The sequence below is a fragment of the Methylomarinovum tepidoasis genome (assembly GCF_030294985.1).
Lineage (GTDB): Bacteria > Pseudomonadota > Gammaproteobacteria > Methylococcales > Methylothermaceae > Methylohalobius > Methylohalobius tepidoasis.
The window spans coordinates 309,690-331,232 of sequence record NZ_AP024718.1; the positions used below are offsets into that span (position 1 = coordinate 309,690).

A 21,543-nucleotide genomic window follows, 5' to 3' on the forward strand; every position below is an offset into this window, starting at 1 on the left:
CCAGCGACCGTGAGCCACCCGCAAACCTTCCAGGAACTGATCCTCGCCCTCCAGGACTACTGGGGCCGTCAGGGCTGCGCCATCCTCCAGCCCATGGACATGGAAGTGGGCGCCGGCACCTTCCACCCCGGCACCTTCCTGCGCGCCATCGGCCCCGAACCCTGGCGCACCGCCTACGTCCAGCCCTCGCGCCGCCCCACCGACGGCCGTTACGGCGAAAACCCTAACCGGCTGCAGCACTATTACCAGTTCCAGGTGCTGCTCAAGCCCTCGCCGCTGGAAATCCAGGACCTGTATCTGCGCTCCCTGGAGAAATTGGGCTTCGATCTCCTGGAGCACGATGTCCGCTTCGTGGAGGACAACTGGGAATCCCCCACCCTCGGAGCCTGGGGCCTGGGCTGGGAGGTGTGGCTCGACGGCATGGAGATCACCCAATTCACCTACTTCCAGCAGGTAGGCGGGCTCGACTGCCGCCCCGTGTCCGGCGAGATCACCTACGGCCTGGAACGCATCGCCATGGTGCTGCAGAACGTCGAAAGCGTCTTCGATCTGATCTGGGCCAGAAACGGCGACCAGGTCATCACCTACGGCGACGTGTTCCACCAGAACGAGGTGGAGATGTCGGCCTACAATTTCGAATACGCCGACGTGGATTTCCTACTGCGTGCCTTCGACCATTACGAGGCCGAATGCAAAAAACTGCTGCAAGCCGAGCTTCCCCTGCCGGCCTACGACCAAGTCCTCAAGGCGTCCCACACCTTCAACCTGCTCGACGCCCGTCACGCCCTGTCGGTGACCGAACGTCAGCGCACCATCCTGCGGGTGCGGGAACTGGCCCGCGGGGTCGCCCACGCCTATTACGAGCGCCGCAAGGCGCTGGGGTTCCCCATGTTGCGGGAAGAAACGGCATGATCACCACGCTTGCTGGCCTTGGGGAAGCAGGTGCAGCACTTCGGGGTGTAAGCGGCCTGGACGGCCGCTTTCAAGCCTCCAGGGAAGGATTCACGGCCTCCCCGAAGTGTTGTACCTGCTTCCACACCCCTTCTGCTATCCGAGGATTGGTATGAACACCCGCGACCTGCTGTTCGAACTGGGCACCGAGGAACTGCCGCCCAAAGCTCTGCACCGCCTGATGACCGCCCTGCGCGACGAAACCGCCTCCCGCCTGGAGCAGGCCGATCTCGCCTTCACCACCATCGACGCCTACGCCGCCCCCCGCCGCCTGGCCCTATTGGTCCACGACCTGGCCGAACGCCAGCCGGACAAGACCGTCGAACGCCGCGGCCCGGCCCTCAAGGCCGCCTTCGACGCCGACGGCAAACCGACTCCGGCGGCGCTGGGCTTCGCCAAAAGCTGCGGCGTCGCCGTCGAGGACCTGGAGACTTTGGAAAACGCCAAGGGTGCCTGGCTGCTGTGCCGCATTCACCAGCCCGGCAAAGCGGCGGCGGAACTGATCCCCGACATCCTGCGCCAGGTTCTGGCCACCCTCCCCATTCCCAAGCGCATGCGCTGGGGAGCCGGCGAGGCCGAGTTCGTGCGTCCGGTTCACTGGGCGGTGCTGCTGTTCGGCGAGGCCGTGATCGAAACGGAGATGCTCGGCGTCGCTACCGGCAACGCCACCCGTGGTCACCGCTTCCACTGCCCCTGGCCGCTGACCGTGACCCAACCGGATCACTACGCCCAGCTGCTGCTCGGGGAAGGCCGGGTGATCGCCGATTTCGGGGAACGCCGTGAGCACATCCGCCAGCAGGCGGAAAAGCTGGCCCGGGAACACGGCGGCTGCGCCCACATCGACCCGAACCTGCTCGACGAAGTCACTGCCCTGGTGGAATGGCCGGTGGGACTGGTGGGCGCGTTCGAGGAGCGCTTCCTCGAACTGCCCAAGGAAGTGCTGATCACGGTGATGCAGTCGCACCAGAAATACTTTCCGGTGTTGGACTCCAGCGGCGCCCTGCTGCCCAGGTTCGTCACTTTCGCCAATCTCGACAGCAGGAACCCGGACACGGTCCGGGCCGGCAACGAGCGCGTCATCCGCCCGCGCCTGAGCGACGCCGAGTTCTTCTGGAACCAGGATCGGAAGATTCCCCTGGAACGGCGCCTGGACAAGCTCGCCGGCATCATTTTCCAGAAGCGCCTGGGCACCCTGCTGGACAAGACCCGGCGGCTGGAGAAACTGGCCGAATGGCTCGCCCCTCACGTGGGTGCCGATCCCGCCAAGGCCCGCCGCGCCGCCCGGCTGGCCAAGACCGACCTGGTCACCGACATGGTGGGGGAATTTCCGGAGCTGCAGGGCATCATGGGGCGTTATTACGCCCAGGCCCAGGGGGAAGACCCGGAAGTCGCCGCCGCCCTGGAAGAGCAGTACCTGCCCCGCTTCGCCGGCGACCGGCTGCCCAAGACCCCGGCCGGACGCACCCTGGCGCTGGCGGACAAGCTCGACACCCTGGTGGGCATCTTCAGCATCGGCCAGGTGCCGACCGGCACCAAGGATCCTTACGCCCTGCGCCGCGCCGCTCTCGGCATCATCCGCATCGTCATCGAAGGTGGGCTGGAACTGGATCTGAAACAGATACTCGGTGAGACGGCCAATCTCTACCGCCACGATTTCGATCCCGAGGCCACCACCGCCCAGGTCTTCGACTTCATCCTCGAGCGCCTGCGCGGCTATCTGGCCGAGCGCGGTTTCCGTCCCGACGAGTTCGAGGCCGTGGCCGCGGTGGCGCCGGCCGGTTTGCTCGACTTCCTGCGCCGCATCGAGGCGGTCCACGCCTTCCGCCGGCTGCCGGAGGCCGAAGCCCTGGCCGCCGCCAACAAGCGTATCCGCAACATTCTGCGCCAGGCACAGCTGCCGCTGGACCAAGCAGGCAACCCGGACCCCGGGCGCTTCGACACCGAGGCCGAGCAGGCCCTTTACCGGGAACTGCTGGCCGCCCGCACCGACGTCGAGCCGCTGCTGGCCAAACACGACTACACCGCCGCCCTCAAGCGCCTGGCCCGGCTGCGCGATGCGGTCGATGCCTTCTTCGACCAGGTGATGGTGATGGTGGAGGACGCTCAGGTGCGCCGCAACCGCCTCGATCTTCTGGCCCAGGTAGCACGCTTGTTCCTACGGATCGCCGACATTTCGAGGCTTCAGGGATGAAAAAACGCCCCACGCCCCTCATCCTCCTTCGCTCGGCCCTGTTCCTGCTGGTCCAAACTGCGATCACCGTGGCGCTGACACCGGTGGTGCTGGCGGTTTCCACCCTGCCCCGCTACGAATACCGCTACCGCCTGGCGCGCCTCTGGGCCGGTTCGATCCTCGCCGCCCTGCGCTGGATCTGCGGCATCGACTGGGACATCCGGGGGCTGGAGAACATTCCGCAGCGAGGTGGCATCGTCCTCAGCAAGCATCAGTCCGCCTGGGAAACCCTGATGCTGTTCCTGCTGTTTCCCCGTGCGGTCTTCGTCCTCAAACAGGAACTTCTGAAGATCCCCTTCTTCGGCTGGTGCCTGGCCCGCTACCATCACATCGCCATCGACCGCAGCAAACCGAAAAAGGCGATGGTGGCGTTGATGAAACAGGGATTGCAACGCCTCAGGGAAGGCCACTGGATCATCATCTTCCCCGAGGGCACCCGGGTCGCGCCCGGGGAGCGGCGCCGCTACGCCGGTTCCGGCGGGGCGCTGGCGGCCCGCGCCAAGACGCCCGTAGTGCCGGTGGCCCACAACGCCGGCGAATTCTGGCCCCGCAACAGCTTCGTCAAATATCCCGGCACCATCACCCTGGTCATCGGCCCGGTGCTGGACGGGGCCGAACTGCCGGCCGAGGAGATCAACCGAAGGGCGGAGGAATGGATCGAGGCGACCATGGAGGAAATCTCCCACCCATGACTCGCATCCAGAAACAGACGCTCCTTTACACGCTGCTGACTGCCATTATCTTCGTCGGCGGTTATTTTTTTCTGCGCGCCGCCTACCATCTGGCCGAACCGATGCCCTTCACCCAGGAAATCGTCCTGGTAGTGCTCGGCACCCTGGCCACCATTCTCATCACCGCCATCCTGCTCAACAAGCAGACCGAGGTGGAGCTGACCAAGGAACAGAACATCAAGTTCCTGGAGCTCAAATCCTCCATTTACATGGATCTGCTCCACTATCTGGAAGGACTGTTCCACCAGCCGCAGGTGACCGAAGACGACGTCGTCCGCCTCCAGTTCCTGACCCACAAACTGGCCATCTCCGCCAGTCCGGGCGTGCTGCAACGCTTCCAGCAGGTGCTGCGGATCTTTGCCGCCGCCGTCCGCGACCACCGCTTCGACCACCGCGAGCGGGACGATCTCCACGAGGCCCTAGCGGAGCTGACCATCGCCATCCGCCGCGACCTGATCGGCGAACTGGATGCGGAAAGCTGCATCAGCGCCCAGGAAATCGAGCGCAGGGTACGGGCCAACAATGCCGCCACGGCGGAGACGTACGACCATTATCAGAACGATTACAAGACATCCAAATAGATCTCCGCCAACGGCAACCGAACATCCACTGAGGCGAGCGCCACAGCCTCGTCCCCGGCTTCATAGACATCCAGTTCCGCCCATCCCCCGCGGCCGCGGCGGTAGACCTCCACCCGGATTTCCTCGGGAGAAACCAGCACGTATTCCCGCAGGCTGGACAGTTTTTGATAATTGAGGCGCTTCTCGCGCCGGTCGATGTTTTCGGTCGAGGGGGACAGCACCTCCACGATCAGCACCGGCTCGCTGAGAAACACCCCCTGGGGCGGCAGCGGCTCACAGCTGACCGCCACATCCGGATAATAAAAGGTATCGGCGGCCTCGACGTGGACCTTCATGTCGCTCATGTAGGCGGTGCAGGGCGTGCCGCGCAGGTGGTTGCGCAGGGCGGCGGCAATGTTGAGGGTCACCACGTTGCGGGCCCGGGTCGCCCCCACCATGGCGAACACCTGGCCGGCGACGTACTCGTGGCGGATGGCGCTGGCTTGTTCCCCGCTCAGGTAGTCCGCCACGGAAACCGTTTCGATCAAGGCATGTTGCGTCATCGCTGGCATCCTCAGGCGAAAAACTGCTTGAGCATCTTCTCCACCATCCCCCAGGTGACGAACGGCGGCTTTCTGGCGACGCTGACCACCAGCACGTCCTCTTCGAAGCGGTAGGTTCCTTCCAACCCCTTGCCGGCGAAGTGCCCCTCCACCTGGTCGGCGACGAAATGGACCGCATTCTCCCGCGCCATGCGGGCAGCCTTGTTGAGAAGGATTTCCGGATGCTCTTTGAGTGGAATCTGGAAGGTGCGTGCCATGATCTCGCGCATGTGGTTGAATTTAACGCTAGCATAATCATTCCCGACCGGAGTGCAACCACGACATGAACGACCGTCCATTCATTCCCCTTGCCATCGCCGTCCTCACCGTCTCCGACACCCGCACCGAGGAAACCGACACCTCCGGCCGGCTGCTGGCAGAACGGCTGCAAAGCGCCGGCCACCGGCTGGCGGAGAAGCGCATCGTCCCCGACGACATCTACCGCATCCGGGCGGCGGTCTCAGGCTGGATCGCCGATCCCGAGGTCAACGCCGTCCTCACCACCGGCGGCACCGGCGTCACCGGCCGCGACGGCACCCCCGAGGCGGTCGCCCCCTTGCTGGACAAGGTGCTCGACGGCTTCGGCGAGGTGTTCCGCATGATTTCCTATCGGCAGATCGGCACCTCCACCATCCAGTCCCGGGCCCTGGCCGGGGTGGCCAACGGCACCTACGTCTTCTGCCTGCCGGGATCGAGGAACGCCTGCGCCACCGCCTGGGACGAGCTGATCCAGGCGCAACTGGACTACCGCACCCGGCCCTGCAATCTGGTAGAGTTGATGGACCGCCTGCACGAATAACACGAATACGGAGGGCCGCCATGCTCCTGTTGATTCTCGCTTCCCTGTTCTTCCTGGGACTTCACTTCGGCGTCGCCGCCACCCCGCTGCGCGACCGGCTCATCGAACGCTTCGGCCCGGTCCCCTACCGCATCGGCTTTGCGGCCTTGGCGCTGCTGGGACTGGTCTTCCTGGTCTATGCCTGGCGCCAGGCGCCTTTCATCAACCTGTGGGGGTCGCCGGCGATCTTCCGCTATCTGGCGGTGGCGCTGATGCCGCTGGCTTTCTTTTGCATCGTCGCCGGCCTCACCACCCCAAACCCCGCGCGCCTGGGACAGGAAAACGCCCTGACCGAGGATTTCCGACCCACCGGCATCCTGCGCATCACCCGCAATCCGGTGCTGTGGGGCATCGCTCTGTGGGCCCTGCTGCACCTGCTCGCCAACGGCGACGTGTCCTCGGTGATCTTCTTCGGCACCTTCCTGGCGCTGGCCGTGGGCGGCAGCTTCGACATCGACCGCAAGCGCCTCAGGCGGTTCGGTGAGCGCTGGCGGCGGTACATGGAACAGACCTCGAACCTGCCGCTCCAGGCCGTCCTCCAGGGCAGGCAGAAGCTGGTCTGGAAGGAGATCGGCGGGTGGCGCATCGCCCTCGCCCTGGTGCTGTACTTCGGCTTCCTCCACGGGCACGCGCGCCTGTTCGGCGTCTCACCCCTGGGGTTGTGATTGACATCCTCCCCGCCCTAAAGGGCGGGGATTCCTGACACCCAAGGCATCAGGATGGTTCACGCTTCACAGACAGCCGCCCAATCAGGCCGGAGCCGGATCAGGTCTTACGCCGTCTCCACGTGCGGTCACGGCCTGCCCGGCCGCCAAAATATTGATGGCCGCGTTAAGGTCGCGGTCCATCACGTTGCCGCAGTCACATTCCATCTGCCGTTTCTCAAGCGGCATGGAGTAAAGCTGACCACAGCGGCAGCACATTTTCGTGCTCGGAAAGAAACGATCCACCTTGACCACCTGCTTGCCGTGCATGATCGCCTTGGCTTCGATGGTTCGAATGTACCCACCAATGGCGGCGTCCTGAAGGCTGCGGGCCAGGTTGTGGTTTTTAACCAAACCGCGCAGGTTCAGGTCCTCCAGGTAGATGACATCGAAGCGATTGACGAGCATCCACGCCAGCTGGTTTTGATGGTCTTTCCGGCAGTTGGCGATCTTTTCGTGGACTTTGGCCACGCGTCTTTTTGCCCTTTCGTAGCACTTGCTACCCTTTTGCTTGCGGGCCAGAAGCCGTTGGACCCTGGCGAGCTTCTTCAGGTAGCGCTTGAGATAGCGGGGGTTGTCGATCTTTTCGCCGTTGGCGAGGGTCGCCAGCTTCTCAAGACCGAAGTCCAGGGCGGTCTCCTTGCCGGTCTTGGGGAGCGGGGCCGGGGTCAAGTCCAGCACCAGCGAGACGAAGTAATGCCCGGATGGTTTGCGGATGAGCGTCACCGTGGTCGGCTCGACCGGCACCCTGCGGGACCATTTGACCTTGAGCCGTCCCAGCTTGGCGATCAAAAGCCTTTGATTGCCGACCTCGAACCGGAAAGCCGAACGGGTGTATTCAGCAGACTGGGTGCCGGTCTTGCGCTTGAAGGACGGATATCCGCTGCGTTTCTCGAAGAAGTTACGGAAGGCGGTTTGTAGATGGCGCAGCGACTGCTGCAAGGGGACCGAGGAGACTTCGCTTAGCCAAGCAAAATCCGGGTCGCGCTTGAGCCGAGTCAAAGCGGCGCTGGTCTGGGAATAGGTCATCCGCTCACCTCTGGTGAAGGCGGCGTTGCGTTCGTGCAGGAAATGGTTGTAGACGAAACGCACGCAGCCGAATGTCCGGGCCAGGAGGCATTCCTGTTCCGGAGTCGGGTAGCAGCGGAAAGTCCAGCGCAACTTCATGGTTTACGTTCTAACTCAGGAGATTGTAAGATGCAACAACTTAACGGAGGCCGCGCTTTCCTCCCCCGCCTGAAGGCGGGGGAGGAAAGCGCGGGAAACAGATGAACCGGCAGCTGTTGGGACTGGCGGCCGGGCTGGCGGGCGTGGCGGTGATGCTGGGGGCTTTCGGCGCTCACGGCCTGCAGGCGCGGGTGTCGGAACATTTCCTGAGCGTGTGGCAGACCGCGGTGCGCTATCAGATGTGGCACGCCCTGGGGCTGGGCCTGATCGCCGTGGCGGAACCGGAACTGCCAGGGCTGCGCTGGAGCGTGCGCTTGATGCTGCTGGGAATCGTGGTATTCTGCGGCACCCTGTATCTTCTGGTGCTCAGCGGCTGGCGCTGGCTGGGGATGATCACCCCCCTCGGCGGCCTGGCGCTGATCGCCGCCTGGTTGTGGTTGGCCTGGCAATGTTGGAGAGGAAACGATGCGTGAAGGGACCCCCAAAGCGATCCGCCTTGAAGACTATCGCCCACCGGCCTACTGGGTGGACCGGGTCGCGCTGGAATTCGATCTCGACGCCGACACCACCCGGGTGCGGGCCCACCTGGAAGTGCGCCGGAATCCGGCATCAAGCGACCCCAATGATCTGATCCTCGACGGCGAGGATCTGGAACTCAGGGCCATCCGCCTCGACGGCCGGCCGCTGGAACCGGACCGCTATCGCCTCGAAGCCGACCGCCTGATCCTGCCCGGGGCGCCCGAACGCTTCCACCTGGAAACCGAGGTACTGATCCACCCGGCGGCCAACACCCGCCTGGAAGGGCTGTACCTCTCCGAAGGGATGCTCTGCACCCAGTGCGAGGCCGAGGGATTCCGCCGCATCACCTGGTTTCCCGACCGCCCCGACGTCATGGCCCGTTACCGGGTCACCCTGAAGGCCGACAAGGCCCGCTATCCGGTGCTGCTGGCCAACGGCAACCTGCTCGATGCGGGAGATCTCGACGACGGCCGCCACTTCGCCGTCTGGGAAGACCCCTTCCCCAAGCCCAGCTATCTGTTCGCCCTGGTGGCCGGAAGGCTGGAGAAACAGACCGACACCTTCATCACGATGTCGGGCCGTGAGGTGCTGCTGGAACTGTACGTCGAATCCCACGATCTGGACAAGTGCGCCCACGCCCTGGACAGCCTCAAACGGGCGATGGCCTGGGACGAGCGGAAATACGGGCGTGAGTACGATCTGGACCGCTACATGATCGTCGCCGTCAGCCATTTCAACATGGGGGCGATGGAGAACAAAGGGCTCAACCTGTTCAACAGCCAGTGCGTCCTCGCCCGCCCGGAAACCGCCACGGACGACGACTTCGAGCACGTTCTCGCCGTGGTCGGCCACGAATACTTCCACAACTGGACCGGCAACCGCATCACCCTCAGGGACTGGTTTCAGCTCTCCCTCAAGGAAGGATTGACAGTCTTCCGCGAGCAGCAGTTCTGCGCCGACGAGGCATCAAAGGCGGTGCGCCGAATCGAGGACGTCGATCTGCTGCGCACCCGCCAGTTTCCCGAGGACGAGGGCCCCCTCGCCCATCCGGTGCGGCCGGATTCGTACATCGAGATCAACAACTTTTACACCATGACGGTGTACGAGAAGGGCGCGGAAGTCGTCCGCATGCTCTGCACCCTGCTGGGATGGGAACGCTTCCGCAAGGGCATGGACCTCTATTTCGAACGCCACGACGGTCAGGCGGTCACCTGCGAGGATTTCCTCAAGGCGATGGAGGATGCAGGCGGCGTCGATCTCTCCCAATTCCTGCGCTGGTACACCCAGGCCGGCACCCCGCATCTGGAGGTAGCCTGCCATTACGACGCCGAAGCCCGCACCTTCCAGCTCGACATCAACCAGTGGTGCCCGCCGACCCCGGGACAGCCGGAGAAGGAACCGTTCCTGATTCCGGTCACCGTCGCCCTGCTCGATCCCGAGGGGCGGGAGCTGCCATTGCAGCTGGAGGGGGAGACCGCCCCTCAGGGAAGCGAACGGGTATTGGCCTTGTCCGAGGCCCATCACGCCTTTCGCTTCGTCAACGTGGACCGGCCGCCGGTGCTGTCGATCCTGCGCGACTTTTCCGCCCCGGTGAAGCTGGTTCTCGACCGGCCTCTGGATCAGTGGCACTTCCTCTGGCGCCATGACACCGACCCCTTCAACCGCTGGGACGCGGGCCAGACCCTGATCTCACAGGTGTTGCTGGCGCAGATCGCACGCAAGGCCGCCGTTCTCGATCCCCGCCTGGTGGAAGGCTTCGCGCCTCTGCTCCAGCAGCCGCTGGCAGACCGCGCCTACACCGCCCTGCTGCTGCGGCTGCCGGAGGAAGACTATCTGGCCGAACAGATGGACGTGATCGACGTGGACGGCATCCACCGGGCACGGGAAACCGCCCGCCGGGAACTGGCCGCCACGCTGCGGGAAGACTGGCTGACCTGCTATCACGCCCACCACCGCCCCGAGGAATGGGCCGACACCTCGACCGCTGCCATCGGCCGGCGGCGGCTGAAGAACACCTGCCTGGCCTATCTGGCATCCCTGGACGATCCGGCCAGCCACGACCTGGCCCTGCAGCAGTACCGCACCGCCCGCTGCATGACCGACCAGCTGGCCGCGCTGCGGGCCATCGTCTTCGACGCCCATCCGGCCAAGGCGGAAACCCTGGCGGATTTCTACGAGCGCTGGCGGCACGAGCCGCTGGTCATCGATAAGTGGTTCGCCCTCCAGGCCGCCGATCCCTCCCCCGGCGCCCTGGAACGGGTCAGGAAATTGCTGGCCCATCCGGATTTCGATCTCAAGAACCCCAACCGGGTGCGCGCGGTGCTGGGGGTGTTCGCGCGCCAGAATCCGGTTCACTTCCACGCCAGGGACGGCGCCGGTTATCAGCTGCTGGCCGACTGGCTGCTGAAACTGGACCGGATCAATCCCCAGGTCGCCGCCCGCCTGGCCCAACCGCTCACCGCCTGGCGCCGCTACGATCCCCAGCGGGTGCGACGGATGCAGCAGGCGCTGGAACGGCTGCGCCAGGCCGACATTTCCAAGGATCTGTTCGAGATCGTCACCAAGGCCCTGGAGGGCTGACGCCGTGCCCAGCCTCCCGCTCAAGGCGTTTTTCCGCTTCACCGACGCGGTGTTCGCGGTGATGCTGGCCTTCCTGTCCCTGGCGATCCTGCTCGGGGTCGGCAAGCTGTTCCTGCACCTGTGGCCGCTCATCAAAAGCGGGGCCATCACCGGCAGCTACATCGACATCATCACCGACGTGCTGTCGCTGTTCGTGATCATCGAACTGGCCCGTTCCCTGGCCGAATACTTCCACGTCCAGCGCCTGCGCCTGACCTTCATCGCCGACGCCGCCATCGTCTCGGTGCTGCGCGACGTGATGATCGGCCTGTTCCAGAAGAGCCTCACCATCGAACTGATCCTGTCCTTGAGTGCTCTGCTGCTGGTGCTGGGGGCGCTTAGAACCTCGGCGGTACTGGTGTTCCAGCGCGAGCGGATGATCGATCGATCTTTGAGAGGCGAGAATAAGTGTTGAACCAAATACCGATGATGGCCAAGTCTCCCTTGAGGCAGGACTTGCATAACGCAATTCGGTCAAATATCTCCGCAGGACAACTTCCAGTCATCCAAATCCCACGTCCTGATCTGCCAAAGGAAACCTAAACGCTGCGCCTCAGGACAGATAGCACGAGCTTGCCACCGTCCTTGTCTGCGCCGGTCAACATACGTGACACCCCATACGGCCTTGCCTGCCGTCACGAAAGGCAGCAAGCGGTCGCACTCATCGTATTCGAAACATTGTTCGTTGAGGGCCCAGTCGAAGTCGGGTTCCAGTTCCTCCACCAGCTCCAAGGCATTCTTCAGCGCCACCGCCAATCCCCGCTCATGGGCCCAACGGGCAAGAAAACGGTTGTAACGAAGCTGATCCTCCCGGGTCAAAGGAAAACCGGAGCTATTGCCGTAAGCATCCACGTTGTCCGGTTCCACTCCGTCACAGCCTTTGGCCTTGGCTAAATCCAAGCGTCGCTGCATGATAGAGGCAAGCACGTCGATCTGACGGACGTCCAACCACCATTCCCCGTACCAACCTTCCAGAGGCTCCCCCTTGACCGAATCAGGAAAAGAGCCGGCATCGGGACGCCAGTTCTCAAAGCTACCGGCACTGAAATAACAGACGACCTTTTTCCCCTCGCGATGCAGCGCTGCGATTGTTGTCGTCGGTGTATCGAACAAATCGATATCGAAGATCTGACTGTCGTCATCTGTATCGAGCTGACCGGTCAATTGCCAGTGCCACGTATCCTGGGGACCAGGACGCCAGATAGGCCCTTGATTCACTGTAGGGGCAGACGACCTAACCATATTCCAATCTGCGTCTAAATCCATAGCTACCGCTACCATGGAGTCTGCTCCCGCCAGATCCGACTTTGCCACCTGCCAATCTATGAACAAATCATTCCCGAAAACCTCCACAACACCGACATATTCCCACTGCCACCCGTCTCCTAGATAGCGGTATAACAATCCGTTTTCCAGCAAGTACTCTGCTCCGATTTCCCCTAGGGGGAAACCCGTCGTGGCATCCGCATCGCTGTCCACATAAACTTGATGATGGCGGGCAACCTCACCCTCCTCTGTAATCGAAAACCGATAGAATGCGCCTATCTGCCTAACCTGGAGCGAAAGGCTGGCAGCCTGAACCGAAGCCACTCCCCAAAGACACAACCACAACCACCGTTGACGCATGATCCTGACCTGCAATGTTGTTAACGCTGCGTGATTAATATTCTAACTTACTGATAAGCAACGGTTGTGATGCATTTCCCAATTTCAAAAGTACCCTGGCATTTCTGTCACAATCCAGTAACAGAAGCGCTTTATCCTGTGTGCTCTCAAGATCGACTGACAGCAGGAGGCAGACGATGAAACTGCTCAAGACCGCAACCGTTGCCGCCGTGGGGCTGCTGGCGGTGCAAGCCCTGGCCGCCGGCCGCGATTACATCTACGTGGTCGGGTCCTCGACCGTCTATCCCTTTACCACCACGGTGGCCGAACACTTCGGCAAGGCGACCGGATTTCCCACCCCTAAGGTGGAGTCCACCGGCACCGGCGGCGGTATGAAGCTGTTCTGCGCCGGCGTCGGCGTCCAGCACCCGGACATCGAGGACGCCTCGCGCCGGATCAAGAAATCCGAATTCGAGCGCTGCCAGAAGAACGGTGTCAAGGACATCGTCGAGGTCAAGATCGGCTACGACGGCATCGTTCTGGCCCACTCGCGCAAGGCGCCGCTCAAGTGGGACCTGACCCGCCGTCAGATCTTCCTGGCCCTAGCCAAGCAGATTCCCAACCCCGAACAACCGGGCAAGCTGATTCCCAACCCCTATCAGAAGTGGAGCCAGATCGACCCCTCCCTGCCTAACATCGCCATCAAGGTTTACGGCCCGCCGCCCACCTCCGGCACCCGTGACGCCTTCGTGGAACTGGCCATGGAAGGCGGCTGCAAGACCTTCGGCTGGATCAAGGCCCTCGAACACGAGGACAAGAAACGTTACAAGGCCATCTGCCACGGCATCCGCGAGGATGGCGCCTACGTGGAGGCGGGCGAGAACGACAACCTGATCGTGCAGAAACTGGAGGCCGATCCCAACACCCTCGGCATCTTCGGCTACAGCTTCCTCGACCAGAACATCGACAAGATCGCCGGCGCCCGGGTGGACGGTGTGGCACCGACCTTCGAGAACATCGCCGAGAGCAAATATCCGGTGTCGCGGCCGCTGTTCATCTACGTGAAGAAGGCCCACGTGGGCCTGATCCCCGGCATTCCCCAGTTCCTGAACGAGTACACCAGTGAAAAGGCCTGGGGCGACGAGGGTTATCTGACTGACAAGGGCCTGATTCCGATGCCCCAGGAAGAACGGGAGAAATACCGCAAGATCGCCCGGGAACTGATCCCGCTCAAGTCACTGTAAACCTCGGCCGTTCCCGTGGGCCCTCGGCGGGGATGCGTCCAGCATTCCCGCTGTTTGCTTTACAATAGCGACTCCCGTTCAACACCATCGCAGCCATGCAACCACAAACCCTGTTCTGGCTTCTTCTGGCGCTGTCCGCCTATGGCTACTATCTTGGCCGCAAGCAGGCGCTGACGGTCAGCGGCGGCAAGATCCGCACGCTCCATTCGCTGCCGGACTATTACGGTTACTACGTCGCCCTCTGGTGCGCCCTGCCGGCGTTGGCGATCCTCAGTCTGTGGCTGTTGCTCGACGACAAACTCATCCTCCAGTGGGTTCTGGCGGAACTGCCGCCAGCCTACCGGAATCTCCCGCAGGACCGCCTCTCCCTGACGGTGAACGTGATCTACAATCTCCTCGCCGGGGAACGTCAGGCCGGCGACGTGGACCCGGCCTTGGTTCAGGCGGCGGAACACTACCGCCAACTCAAAAGCCTGGGATACCAGGCCCTGACGGTGCTGGTCCTGGCCGGCGCCACTGCGGCCCTGACTTGGGCCCGCCGGCGCATCTCCCCCAAGCTTCGGGCCCGCAACCGGGTGGAAACCGTCATCCGCATCGCCCTGCTGCTCAGCTCGGTGCTGGCCATTTTCACCACCATCGGCATCGTCCTGTCGGTGCTGTTCGAAGCGCTGCGCTTCTTCGAAATGGTGTCGCCGCTGGAATTCCTCTTCGGCCTCAAGTGGAGCCCGCAGATCGCCCTCCGCGCCGACCAGGTGGGCGCCTCCGGCAGCTTCGGCTTCATTCCCCTGTTGGTGGGCACCTTGCTGATCACCGCCATCGCCATGGCGGTGGCCGCGCCGCTGGGACTGTTGTCGGCCGTCTATCTGTCGGAATTCGCCCGCACCCGCACCCGCGCCATCGTCAAACCCCTGTTGGAGGTGCTCGCCGGCATCCCCACCGTGGTGTACGGTTTTTTCGCCGCACTGGTGGTCGCCCCCTGGCTGCGAGACTTCGGCGCCCAGCTGGGCCTGACCATCTCCTCGGAAAGCGCTCTGGCCGCCGGTCTGGTGATGGGGATCATGATCATCCCCTTCGTGTCCTCGCTCGCCGACGACGCCCTCACCGCCGTCCCCCGCTCCTTGCGGGAGGGGGCTTACGGCCTGGGGGCGACTCAAGCGGAAACCATCACCGGGGTGTTGCTGCCGGCGGCGCTGCCGGGGATCGTCAGCGGCATGCTGCTGGCGGTGTCGCGCGCCATCGGCGAGACCATGATCGTGGTGATGGCCGCCGGCATGACCGCCAAACTCACCCTCAACCCCCTGGACTCGGTCACCACCATCACGGTGCAGATCGTCTCCCTGCTGGTGGGCGACCAGGAATTCGACAGCCCCAAAACGCTGGCGGCCTTCGCCTTGGGGTTGACCCTGTTCGTCATCACCCTGGGGCTCAACCTCGTCGCCCTTCACGTGGTCAGAAAGTACCGGGAGCAATATGAATAACACCCTGGAAACCGTCCGCGCGGGTCTGGCGCACCGGCGCCGCCGGGAAACCCGCTTCCGCTGGTACGGCCGCATCGCCATTTTCGTTTCCCTGGCCTTCCTGGCCCTGCTGCTGACCAGCATCTTCGCCCGCGGCTACAAGGCCTTCTGGCAGACCGAAATCGCCGTCGATGTCCATCTCGATCCCGGCGAACTGGTGCCCCCGACGCCGGAACACTTGGCCCAGGCCGACCTGACGGGCCTGGTCAAACGCGCCTTGCGGGAAGCGTTTCCGGCAGTGAAAAGCCGGCGTCAGAAGCGCGCCCTCTACCGCCTGGTCAGCTCCGCCGCGCCCTACCAGCTGCGCGACTACGTCCTCGCCCATCCGCAGGCGATCGGCCGCACCGTGCGCCTGTGGCTCCTGGCGGGGGCGGACGTGGACATGTACATGAAAGGCTATTTCGACGCCAGCGCCCCGGAATCCGAGCGCCGTCTCAAGGATTACCAGATCGCCTGGCTGGAAAGGCTGAAACGGGAAAACCGCCTGCGGCTGCGTTTCAACCGCTGGTTCTTCCTCAACGGCGATTCGCGCGAACCGGAACAGGCGGGCATCCAGGTCGCCCTCAGAGGCTCGATCTACATGATGCTGGTCACCTTCGCCCTGTCGTTCCCCCTCGGCATCGCCGCCGCCGTCTATCTGGAGGAATTCGCGCCGCGCAACAACGTCTGGGTGGACCTGATCGAAATCAACATCAACAACCTGGCGGCGGTGCCCTCGATCGTCTTCGGCCTGCTGGGGCTGGCGGTGTTCCTGGGATGGTTCGGTCTGCCGCGTTCCACGCCGCTGGTGGGCGGGCTGACCCTGACCCTGATGACCCTGCCCACGGTCATCATCGCCAGCCGCGCCGCCCTCAAGGCGGTGCCGCCGTCGATCCGCTACGCCGCGCTGGGGATCGGGGCCTCGCCGGTGCAGACGGTGTTTCACCACGTCCTGCCCCTGGCGCTACCGGGCATGCTCACCGGCGCCATCATCGGCATGGCCCGGGCCCTGGGCGAGACCGCGCCGCTGCTGATGATCGGCATGGTGGCCTTCATCGTCGATCCGCCCCGGGGACTGCTCGATCCGGCCACCGCCCTGCCGGTGCAGATCTATCTGTGGGCCGACAGCCCGGAACGGGGCTTCGTGGAGCGCACCTCGGCGGCGATCGTCATCCTGCTGGTGTTTTTGGGTATCATGAACCTGGCCGCCATTCTGCTGCGCAAACGACTGGAACGTCGCTGGTAAGGGAGATTTCAATGAGCACCGTGATCGCCGAACGCCATACCGCCCCGGAAACCGACGGCCACCGCACCGTCGGCGACTACACCATCGCCGATCCGCGCATCGCCTGCCGCAACGTCAACGTCTTCTACGGCGACAAACAGGCGCTGTTCGACATCAACCTCGACATCGGCCAGCGCGAGGTCATCGCCCTCATCGGCCCCTCCGGCTGCGGCAAATCCACTTTCCTGCGCTGTCTCAACCGCATGAACGACATCATCGAGGGCTGCCGGGTCGAAGGCGACATCCGCCTCGACGGTCAGGACATCTACGCCCGGGAGATGGACCCGGTGCTGCTGCGGGCCCAGGTGGGCATGGTGTTCCAAAAGCCCAATCCGTTCCCCAAATCGATCTACGACAACGTCGCCTACGGCCCACGCATCCACGGCCTGGCGAAGAACCGCACCGAACTGGACGAGATCGTCGAAACCTCCCTGAAACGCGCCGGTCTGTGGAAGGAGGTGAAGGAGCGCCTCGACCATCCCGCCACCGGCCTGTCCGGCGGCCAGCAGCAGCGCCTGTGCATCGCCCGCACCATCGCGGTCAATCCCGAGGTGGTGCTGATGGACGAGCCCTGCTCGGCCCTCGATCCCATCGCCACCGCCACCATCGAGCAGCTGATCGACGAACTGAGCGAGCGCTACACCATCGTCATCGTCACCCACTCGATGCAGCAAGCCGCCCGCGTGTCCCAACGCACCGCCTATTTTCACATGGGCAAGCTGATCGAAGTGGGCGAAACCTCGCGAGTCTTCACCAACCCGCGCCATCCCCTGACCGAGGATTACATCACCGGGCGGTTCGGCTGAGGGCCGGTGACACCACGACCCGACATGTCGGTAGCGGAAGTGGTCCGGCCGAAGGCCTAAACCTGCTTCCCCAGCGTCTGGCGCAGATATTCCAACACGTCGAACACGGTGGCGAAATACTGCCCCTGGGCGCTGGCATAGCCGCTGCGGCCCGGCACGGCGGCGATGGTCAGCGGCTCCGGGCCGTCGATGCGCACCGCGCCCTGACGATCCACCAGCACCTGCGCCGGCAGGCGATGGTTCAATTCCGCCAACCGGCCCAGCCAGGCATCGACCGCCTCCCGCAGCAGCCATTGACGGCGCAGCAGCTCGCGTTCCCCGGCGTCACGGCAGCCTGCCAACACCATTTCCTCAGCCATCGAGCGGGCCGCCGCCTTCACTTCCGCCGGGTCTTGTTCGGCCTCGCGCAGCAGTTCTTCCACTTCCGGCGTAACGCTCAAAAACATCGCGCCATAACGCCACAACCCGGCGGCCTGCTGACGCCGGTAACAGATCACTGCCCGGCCTTCCACCTCACAGCCACTGACCCGTAATCTGAAGCCTACCCTGGCGGTGGGCTTCAGATCGTCATGATGGGCGACGAACGCCATGCCGTTCGGGCTCAGATCCTCCAGGCGACACCACTGCTGAGCGGAAGCAGGTTTCCAGCCGCTGCGGTGGACTTCAACCTGCAAGCCCGGCAGAGGAAGCCGAGGATCGTGGCGTTGATCGCTCATAACCTTACACAAGGCACATAGGTCTTTTCCAGGTGGTAAGCCGCGTCTTCGATGCTGACCCGAACATCACCAGAGTTGGCCTTGCCGTCGTCGAGCTTGTTATCCAGAATGGTTGCCACATCCCCGGGAACCCCCTGAAAGCAAAGCACAGGACCACGCATGTTCCAGACGCTATGCTGGATCCCCATCAACCCCCCAAAAGCATGAGTCGGCTGATCCGTGCCCGATCCCGCCAGCAATCCGGCCGCCCGCAGATGCTTCCAGAACAGGCGGGATTCATCGCTTTCATTCGTACTGTTCCACTTCCCATTGATGTAACCATCACCTCCATTTTTTCCGGCATTGAATCTCTTGTCTATCCCCAAATGCTCCGAAGCCTTTTTGTCATCGCCCGGCAAGGCTTTGTAGCGGTCCTGGTAAGCCAGCACCGCCGCGGAGACCTCCTTGACGGCGTTTTGCAGACTGGCGATCTTGGCGTTCTTGACGATCTCCTGGCCTTTCATGACGCCGCCGAGCAGCAATCCGACGACGACCAGCACGATGGCGATTTCCACCAGCGTGAAGCCACCCTGCCCGCCTTTCGTTCCCAAGCTCGTTTTCATCGTACTCACCTCTTTGATTGTCAGAATGACGATTAACGGATCAGCCTCCCTGACCACTTTCTGCTCCATCTTTCGCACACAGCCCTGCCAGAACCGCCCGGTTCTTCAACACGGCGGGGTTCACCCAGGCGACGACGTCGTCGAAGCGCTCCGGCCGGGGGAACGCCTTGACGAAATCGGCGTCCCCGTCGCGGTTTTCCCGCTCGGCTCCGCTGTCGTAGCGGAACCTGCCTTCCGAAACCACGACCGCCGTTACCTGCGCCGCCAAAGCGCCCTTTTCGTCTCTCACCCGAATGTCGTTTCCTGGATCGCAGGGATTGGTCTTGGGCGCGGTCCGGTAGCGCCAGGGACGCCCCCAGGGATCGGTCTCCGGGACGCCCAACGCCTGCCAGGGAAGCGTGTCTTTGCCGACAGGGCCGGGAAGCGTTTCATGGATGAGGGCATAGCCGTACAGCGCTTCGGTGATGACGGCCAGCTGCCGTTTGGCTTCCCGTTCCTTCTGGAACCGGGACTGTTTGGCCAGGGGAACCAGCATCCCCCCCATCATCAGGCCGAACGCCGTCAGCACGATGGCCATCTCCACCAGGGAAAAACCCGTCTGCCTATTCATCCGTCAGATCCTTCACGACCAGGGCGCCGCCAGCCCGCAAACGGGCCGTCTGTCCGGGGCGCAGCCGGAGACGGCGGCCGCGCCACAACAGCGTCTCGGCGCCTGCTTCCAATCTGGGACGCAACGCCGGCTCTCCCTCCCGATAGAGCCGCCCATCGAACCAGAACAACGGCTGCCTGCCTTCCGCCCGTAGCCAGCCGTTGGCGCGCAATCCGACCGCTGCGGCAGCCTCCCCAGCCTCTGGTGAAACAGGAGAGGATTCCAACTGTTGGCGTTGAGCCGGGGTGAAGAACAGCCGTCCCAGCGCCTGCACCTCAGGGGCCGTCTGCAGGATCATCAGGCCCATCATCAGCGTCGTTCTTATCGGTTTCATAACGGGAAAACCCATACCACTCCAACTGGCATCTACCCTCCAGATTGACCGCCAACGGGGCCGGCGGGTCGCTGCGGCGAACGATCCGGCAGGCACGCAGGTCGAAGATCCCGAGATTCGACGATTCCAACGCCTGCCAAAAAGCCAGCAAGATACCTTCATGCACCAGCCCCAGTTGCAAATCGATATCGACGCGCCACAACCGAATGCCTTCTTGCTCTTCAATGGATGCCTGCGGTTTCAGGGTATATTTCAGTACCGGCACCTGCAGTTCCGGCACCAGCGCTTCGACCGTCGCGATCCAGTCCAGACGCCTGCCGCTCCCGCCGCTTCGGGGCCACAAGCGCTGAAATCGCGCCCCGGAGGATTCAACGATGGCCAGAGCTTCGGTCCTTTCTTCCAGGGTATCTTCCAATGATTCCAGCACATGTTGCTGACGCCGCAGCTGGTCTTCGGCCCGCTGTAACCGCCCCCAGGCGCCATAACCCACCATTCCCGCGACCGTCAGTGCTGTCAGCGCCACGACCCAGGGAAACCAGCGTTTCCTACTCCCCTTCATCGGCAGAAACCAGGGAAACTTGAATCTTGAAGGTCGCCATCCCTGCATTTCCTTCCTGCCCGGCACCGATTTCCCCGGACAGGGAAACCCCCTCCGTCAGGGGCGGATCGCTTTCCAGCAACCGGGCGGCGGTCAATCCGGGCTGGCTCGCCAGCGCCTGAAGCAGGTGGTTCAGGCCAAGGGCAAGACGGCGCGGATCTGCGGTGGAAGGATGGGTCAGGGTCAAGATCACGCGCATCTCCTCTTCCTCTTCTTCCTCCCCCTGCTTTTCCGGCTCCCAGACCAGATCGGTCAGCGTCCAGCGGGGAAAGCGGTCCAGCACCTGCGCCAAGGGTTCCAACACGCGCTCCGGCGTGATGCGCTCCTGCCGGAGGCGGTCGTAACGCGTCAGAAAATCCTCTATCTGCCGGGGGGTGAAGCCATCCACCGAAGGAACGGGGGGCATGCGTTCCAGACTGCGCCGCAGCGCCCCCTGCTCGCGCGCCAAACGCGCGGCTTCCTGCGCCAGCGTCTGCGACCGCTCCCAGGCATATCCGGCATAGAGGCCCGATCCCAGCAGCGCCAACAGGGACACGCCATAGGCGCCGGCGGGGAAAAACGCCGCGCCTTGCCGACAGCGATAATAATGGGGTCGCCGCCAGATCTGTCTCCCCAGCAGGCAGGCGGCCGCACCGGGCAGGTCGTTTGCCGCCAGCGGATATTCTTCCACCTGCCAACCGGGGGCTTCGGTGGCTGCAGCGAGTTCCTCAAGCAGGGCCGGCGCGGCCGCAAACTGAATCTTCTTCTCCTCCGGAAGATGCAGCAGGCGGCTCAGATAGCGCCAGGTGCGATCGCTCTCCTCGACGACCTCCTCCACCAGCGCCTCCCGGCGGGAGACCAGGGTCAGGCGGCTGAAGGCAAGCCGTCCGCCCCGGATGAAATCGTGGCGCAAGGCCAGGGCTTCGGCATGGGCATAAACCAGCAGCCGCAACCCCTCGAAACGCTTCGGCAACAGCGCATCTTCCACCAGCTGCGGCAGCGACCAGAGCCCCAAGACCTGCACCCGCCAGTCCGCTAGGCATGCCAACCATCCTTCCAGCACCCGGGAGCCACGAATGGCGGTGAACAACATCTGATCGTCGCGCCGCCCGGAAGACTCTCGCCCCAATTTCTCAGTCCGCACCCAAGCCACATCCTGGAACAGCTGACGCGCCCTGCGCCTGGCCAATGCCTGATGGTCCCTGCCGCCCACATGGGGTAAATGCTCCAGACGGAACTCCTCTTCGATCAGGTCCACCACCAGCCTCAGCTTTCGCACCGATTTCCAAGCAGGGGGACGCCGAGCCG

General features: G+C 63.6%; 23 protein-coding genes. 13 read left to right on the forward strand and 10 right to left on the reverse strand.

The annotated features are described in order from the left end of the window. Positions 1–9 precede the first annotated feature (9 nt). The 4 genes from glyQ (at position 10) to MIN45_RS01570 (ending at position 4,493) form a co-directional block, all read left to right on the forward strand. On the forward strand, positions 10–912 hold the full coding sequence (gene glyQ / locus MIN45_RS01555) for a glycine--tRNA ligase subunit alpha (RefSeq protein ID WP_286292935.1): 903 nt from the start codon (positions 10–12) through the stop codon (positions 910–912). A gap of 151 nt (positions 913–1,063) precedes the next feature. After that, positions 1,064–3,142: a glycine--tRNA ligase subunit beta gene (gene glyS / locus MIN45_RS01560; protein WP_286292937.1), complete on the forward strand. Its 2,079-nt coding sequence runs from the start codon at positions 1,064–1,066 to the stop codon at positions 3,140–3,142. Continuing rightward, positions 3,139–3,873 carry a lysophospholipid acyltransferase family protein gene (locus MIN45_RS01565; protein WP_286292939.1) on the forward strand — a complete coding sequence of 245 codons (735 nt, stop codon included), beginning with the start codon at positions 3,139–3,141 and terminating at the stop codon, positions 3,871–3,873. The genes glyS and MIN45_RS01565 overlap by 4 nt, the downstream gene beginning before the upstream one ends. Beyond that, positions 3,870–4,493 (forward strand): hypothetical protein, encoded by a 624-nt coding sequence (locus MIN45_RS01570; protein WP_286292940.1) that lies wholly within the window; start codon positions 3,870–3,872, stop codon positions 4,491–4,493. Before MIN45_RS01565 ends, MIN45_RS01570 begins: the two co-directional genes overlap by 4 nt. On the opposite strand, the gene MIN45_RS01575 is transcribed toward MIN45_RS01570, so the two are convergent. Both MIN45_RS01575 and MIN45_RS01580 read right to left on the reverse strand, forming a co-directional pair. After that, positions 4,475–5,035 carry a Uma2 family endonuclease gene (locus MIN45_RS01575; RefSeq protein WP_286292942.1) on the reverse strand — a complete coding sequence of 187 codons (561 nt, stop codon included), beginning with the start codon at positions 5,033–5,035 and terminating at the stop codon, positions 4,475–4,477. The two genes, MIN45_RS01570 and MIN45_RS01575, sit on opposite strands and share 19 nt — an antisense overlap. A gap of 11 nt (positions 5,036–5,046) precedes the next feature. Continuing rightward, the gene (locus MIN45_RS01580; RefSeq protein WP_286292945.1) at positions 5,047–5,292 is read right to left on the reverse strand and encodes a hypothetical protein; all 246 of its coding nucleotides are present in this window, start codon (positions 5,290–5,292) and stop codon (positions 5,047–5,049) included. 65 nt (positions 5,293–5,357) lie between these two features. Here MIN45_RS01580 and moaB point away from each other — a divergent pair, with 65 nt between their 5' ends. Both moaB and MIN45_RS01590 read left to right on the forward strand, forming a co-directional pair. Beyond that, positions 5,358–5,873, forward strand: coding sequence for a molybdenum cofactor biosynthesis protein B (moaB, locus tag MIN45_RS01585; protein ID WP_286292947.1), 516 nt, complete (start codon positions 5,358–5,360; stop codon positions 5,871–5,873). Between the two features lie 20 nt (positions 5,874–5,893). Beyond that, positions 5,894–6,577 (forward strand): NnrU family protein, encoded by a 684-nt coding sequence (locus MIN45_RS01590; RefSeq protein ID WP_286292949.1) that lies wholly within the window; start codon positions 5,894–5,896, stop codon positions 6,575–6,577. A gap of 84 nt (positions 6,578–6,661) precedes the next feature. On the opposite strand, the gene MIN45_RS01595 is transcribed toward MIN45_RS01590, so the two are convergent. Beyond that, on the reverse strand, positions 6,662–7,783 hold the full coding sequence (locus MIN45_RS01595) for an RNA-guided endonuclease InsQ/TnpB family protein (protein WP_286292951.1): 1,122 nt from the start codon (positions 7,781–7,783) through the stop codon (positions 6,662–6,664). Positions 7,784–7,884: 101 nt separating this feature from the next. Between MIN45_RS01595 and MIN45_RS01600 the strand changes: the two genes are divergently transcribed. The 3 genes from MIN45_RS01600 to MIN45_RS01610 are packed head-to-tail and all read left to right on the forward strand — an operon-like array spanning position 7,885 to position 11,336. Next, a complete protein-coding gene (locus tag MIN45_RS01600) occupies positions 7,885–8,256 on the forward strand; it encodes a DUF423 domain-containing protein (RefSeq protein ID WP_286292953.1) in 372 nt (123 codons plus the stop codon). Further along, on the forward strand, positions 8,249–10,882 hold the full coding sequence (pepN, locus tag MIN45_RS01605; protein WP_286292954.1) for an aminopeptidase N: 2,634 nt from the start codon (positions 8,249–8,251) through the stop codon (positions 10,880–10,882). The genes MIN45_RS01600 and pepN overlap by 8 nt, the downstream gene beginning before the upstream one ends. Positions 10,883–10,886: 4 nt before the next feature. After that, a complete protein-coding gene (locus MIN45_RS01610) occupies positions 10,887–11,336 on the forward strand; it encodes a phosphate-starvation-inducible PsiE family protein (protein WP_286292956.1) in 450 nt (149 codons plus the stop codon). A 59-nt stretch (positions 11,337–11,395) separates the two neighbouring features. Here the strand turns inward: MIN45_RS01610 and MIN45_RS01615 are convergent, their stop codons facing one another. Then, positions 11,396–12,547: an endo alpha-1,4 polygalactosaminidase gene (locus MIN45_RS01615; RefSeq protein WP_286292957.1), complete on the reverse strand. Its 1,152-nt coding sequence runs from the start codon at positions 12,545–12,547 to the stop codon at positions 11,396–11,398. Positions 12,548–12,723: 176 nt separating this feature from the next. Here MIN45_RS01615 and MIN45_RS01620 point away from each other — a divergent pair, with 176 nt between their 5' ends. The 4 genes from MIN45_RS01620 (at position 12,724) to pstB (ending at position 17,357) form a co-directional block, all read left to right on the forward strand. Continuing rightward, positions 12,724–13,770, forward strand: a complete 1,047-nt coding sequence (locus tag MIN45_RS01620; RefSeq protein ID WP_286292958.1) for a PstS family phosphate ABC transporter substrate-binding protein — start codon at positions 12,724–12,726, stop codon at positions 13,768–13,770. Positions 13,771–13,865: 95 nt separating this feature from the next. After that, on the forward strand, positions 13,866–15,248 hold the full coding sequence (gene pstC / locus MIN45_RS01625; RefSeq protein WP_286292960.1) for a phosphate ABC transporter permease subunit PstC: 1,383 nt from the start codon (positions 13,866–13,868) through the stop codon (positions 15,246–15,248). Beyond that, positions 15,241–16,512 carry a phosphate ABC transporter permease PstA gene (gene pstA / locus MIN45_RS01630; RefSeq protein WP_286292961.1) on the forward strand — a complete coding sequence of 424 codons (1,272 nt, stop codon included), beginning with the start codon at positions 15,241–15,243 and terminating at the stop codon, positions 16,510–16,512. Before pstC ends, pstA begins: the two co-directional genes overlap by 8 nt. Positions 16,513–16,523: 11 nt before the next feature. Further along, the gene (pstB, locus tag MIN45_RS01635) at positions 16,524–17,357 is read left to right on the forward strand and encodes a phosphate ABC transporter ATP-binding protein PstB (RefSeq protein WP_286292963.1); all 834 of its coding nucleotides are present in this window, start codon (positions 16,524–16,526) and stop codon (positions 17,355–17,357) included. 56 nt (positions 17,358–17,413) lie between these two features. On the opposite strand, the gene MIN45_RS01640 is transcribed toward pstB, so the two are convergent. From MIN45_RS01640 to MIN45_RS01665, 6 genes are read right to left on the reverse strand one after another with little or no spacing between them, the layout of a single operon-like run. Continuing rightward, complete coding sequence (locus tag MIN45_RS01640; RefSeq protein ID WP_286292964.1) at positions 17,414–18,073, reverse strand: PilZ domain-containing protein; 660 nt, start codon at positions 18,071–18,073, stop codon at positions 17,414–17,416. Beyond that, positions 18,070–18,744: a prepilin-type N-terminal cleavage/methylation domain-containing protein gene (locus MIN45_RS01645; RefSeq protein WP_286292965.1), complete on the reverse strand. Its 675-nt coding sequence runs from the start codon at positions 18,742–18,744 to the stop codon at positions 18,070–18,072. The genes MIN45_RS01640 and MIN45_RS01645 overlap by 4 nt, the downstream gene beginning before the upstream one ends. Beyond that, a complete protein-coding gene (locus MIN45_RS01650; protein WP_286292966.1) occupies positions 18,716–19,285 on the reverse strand; it encodes a type II secretion system protein in 570 nt (189 codons plus the stop codon). The genes MIN45_RS01645 and MIN45_RS01650 overlap by 29 nt, the downstream gene beginning before the upstream one ends. Then, a complete protein-coding gene (locus MIN45_RS01655) occupies positions 19,278–19,622 on the reverse strand; it encodes a hypothetical protein (protein ID WP_286292967.1) in 345 nt (114 codons plus the stop codon). The genes MIN45_RS01650 and MIN45_RS01655 overlap by 8 nt, the downstream gene beginning before the upstream one ends. Further along, the gene (locus MIN45_RS01660) at positions 19,600–20,181 is read right to left on the reverse strand and encodes a hypothetical protein (RefSeq protein ID WP_286292968.1); all 582 of its coding nucleotides are present in this window, start codon (positions 20,179–20,181) and stop codon (positions 19,600–19,602) included. The genes MIN45_RS01655 and MIN45_RS01660 overlap by 23 nt, the downstream gene beginning before the upstream one ends. Positions 20,182–20,203: 22 nt before the next feature. Further along, the gene (locus MIN45_RS01665; protein WP_286292970.1) at positions 20,204–21,514 is read right to left on the reverse strand and encodes a hypothetical protein; all 1,311 of its coding nucleotides are present in this window, start codon (positions 21,512–21,514) and stop codon (positions 20,204–20,206) included. Between the last annotated feature and the right edge of the window lie 29 nt (positions 21,515–21,543).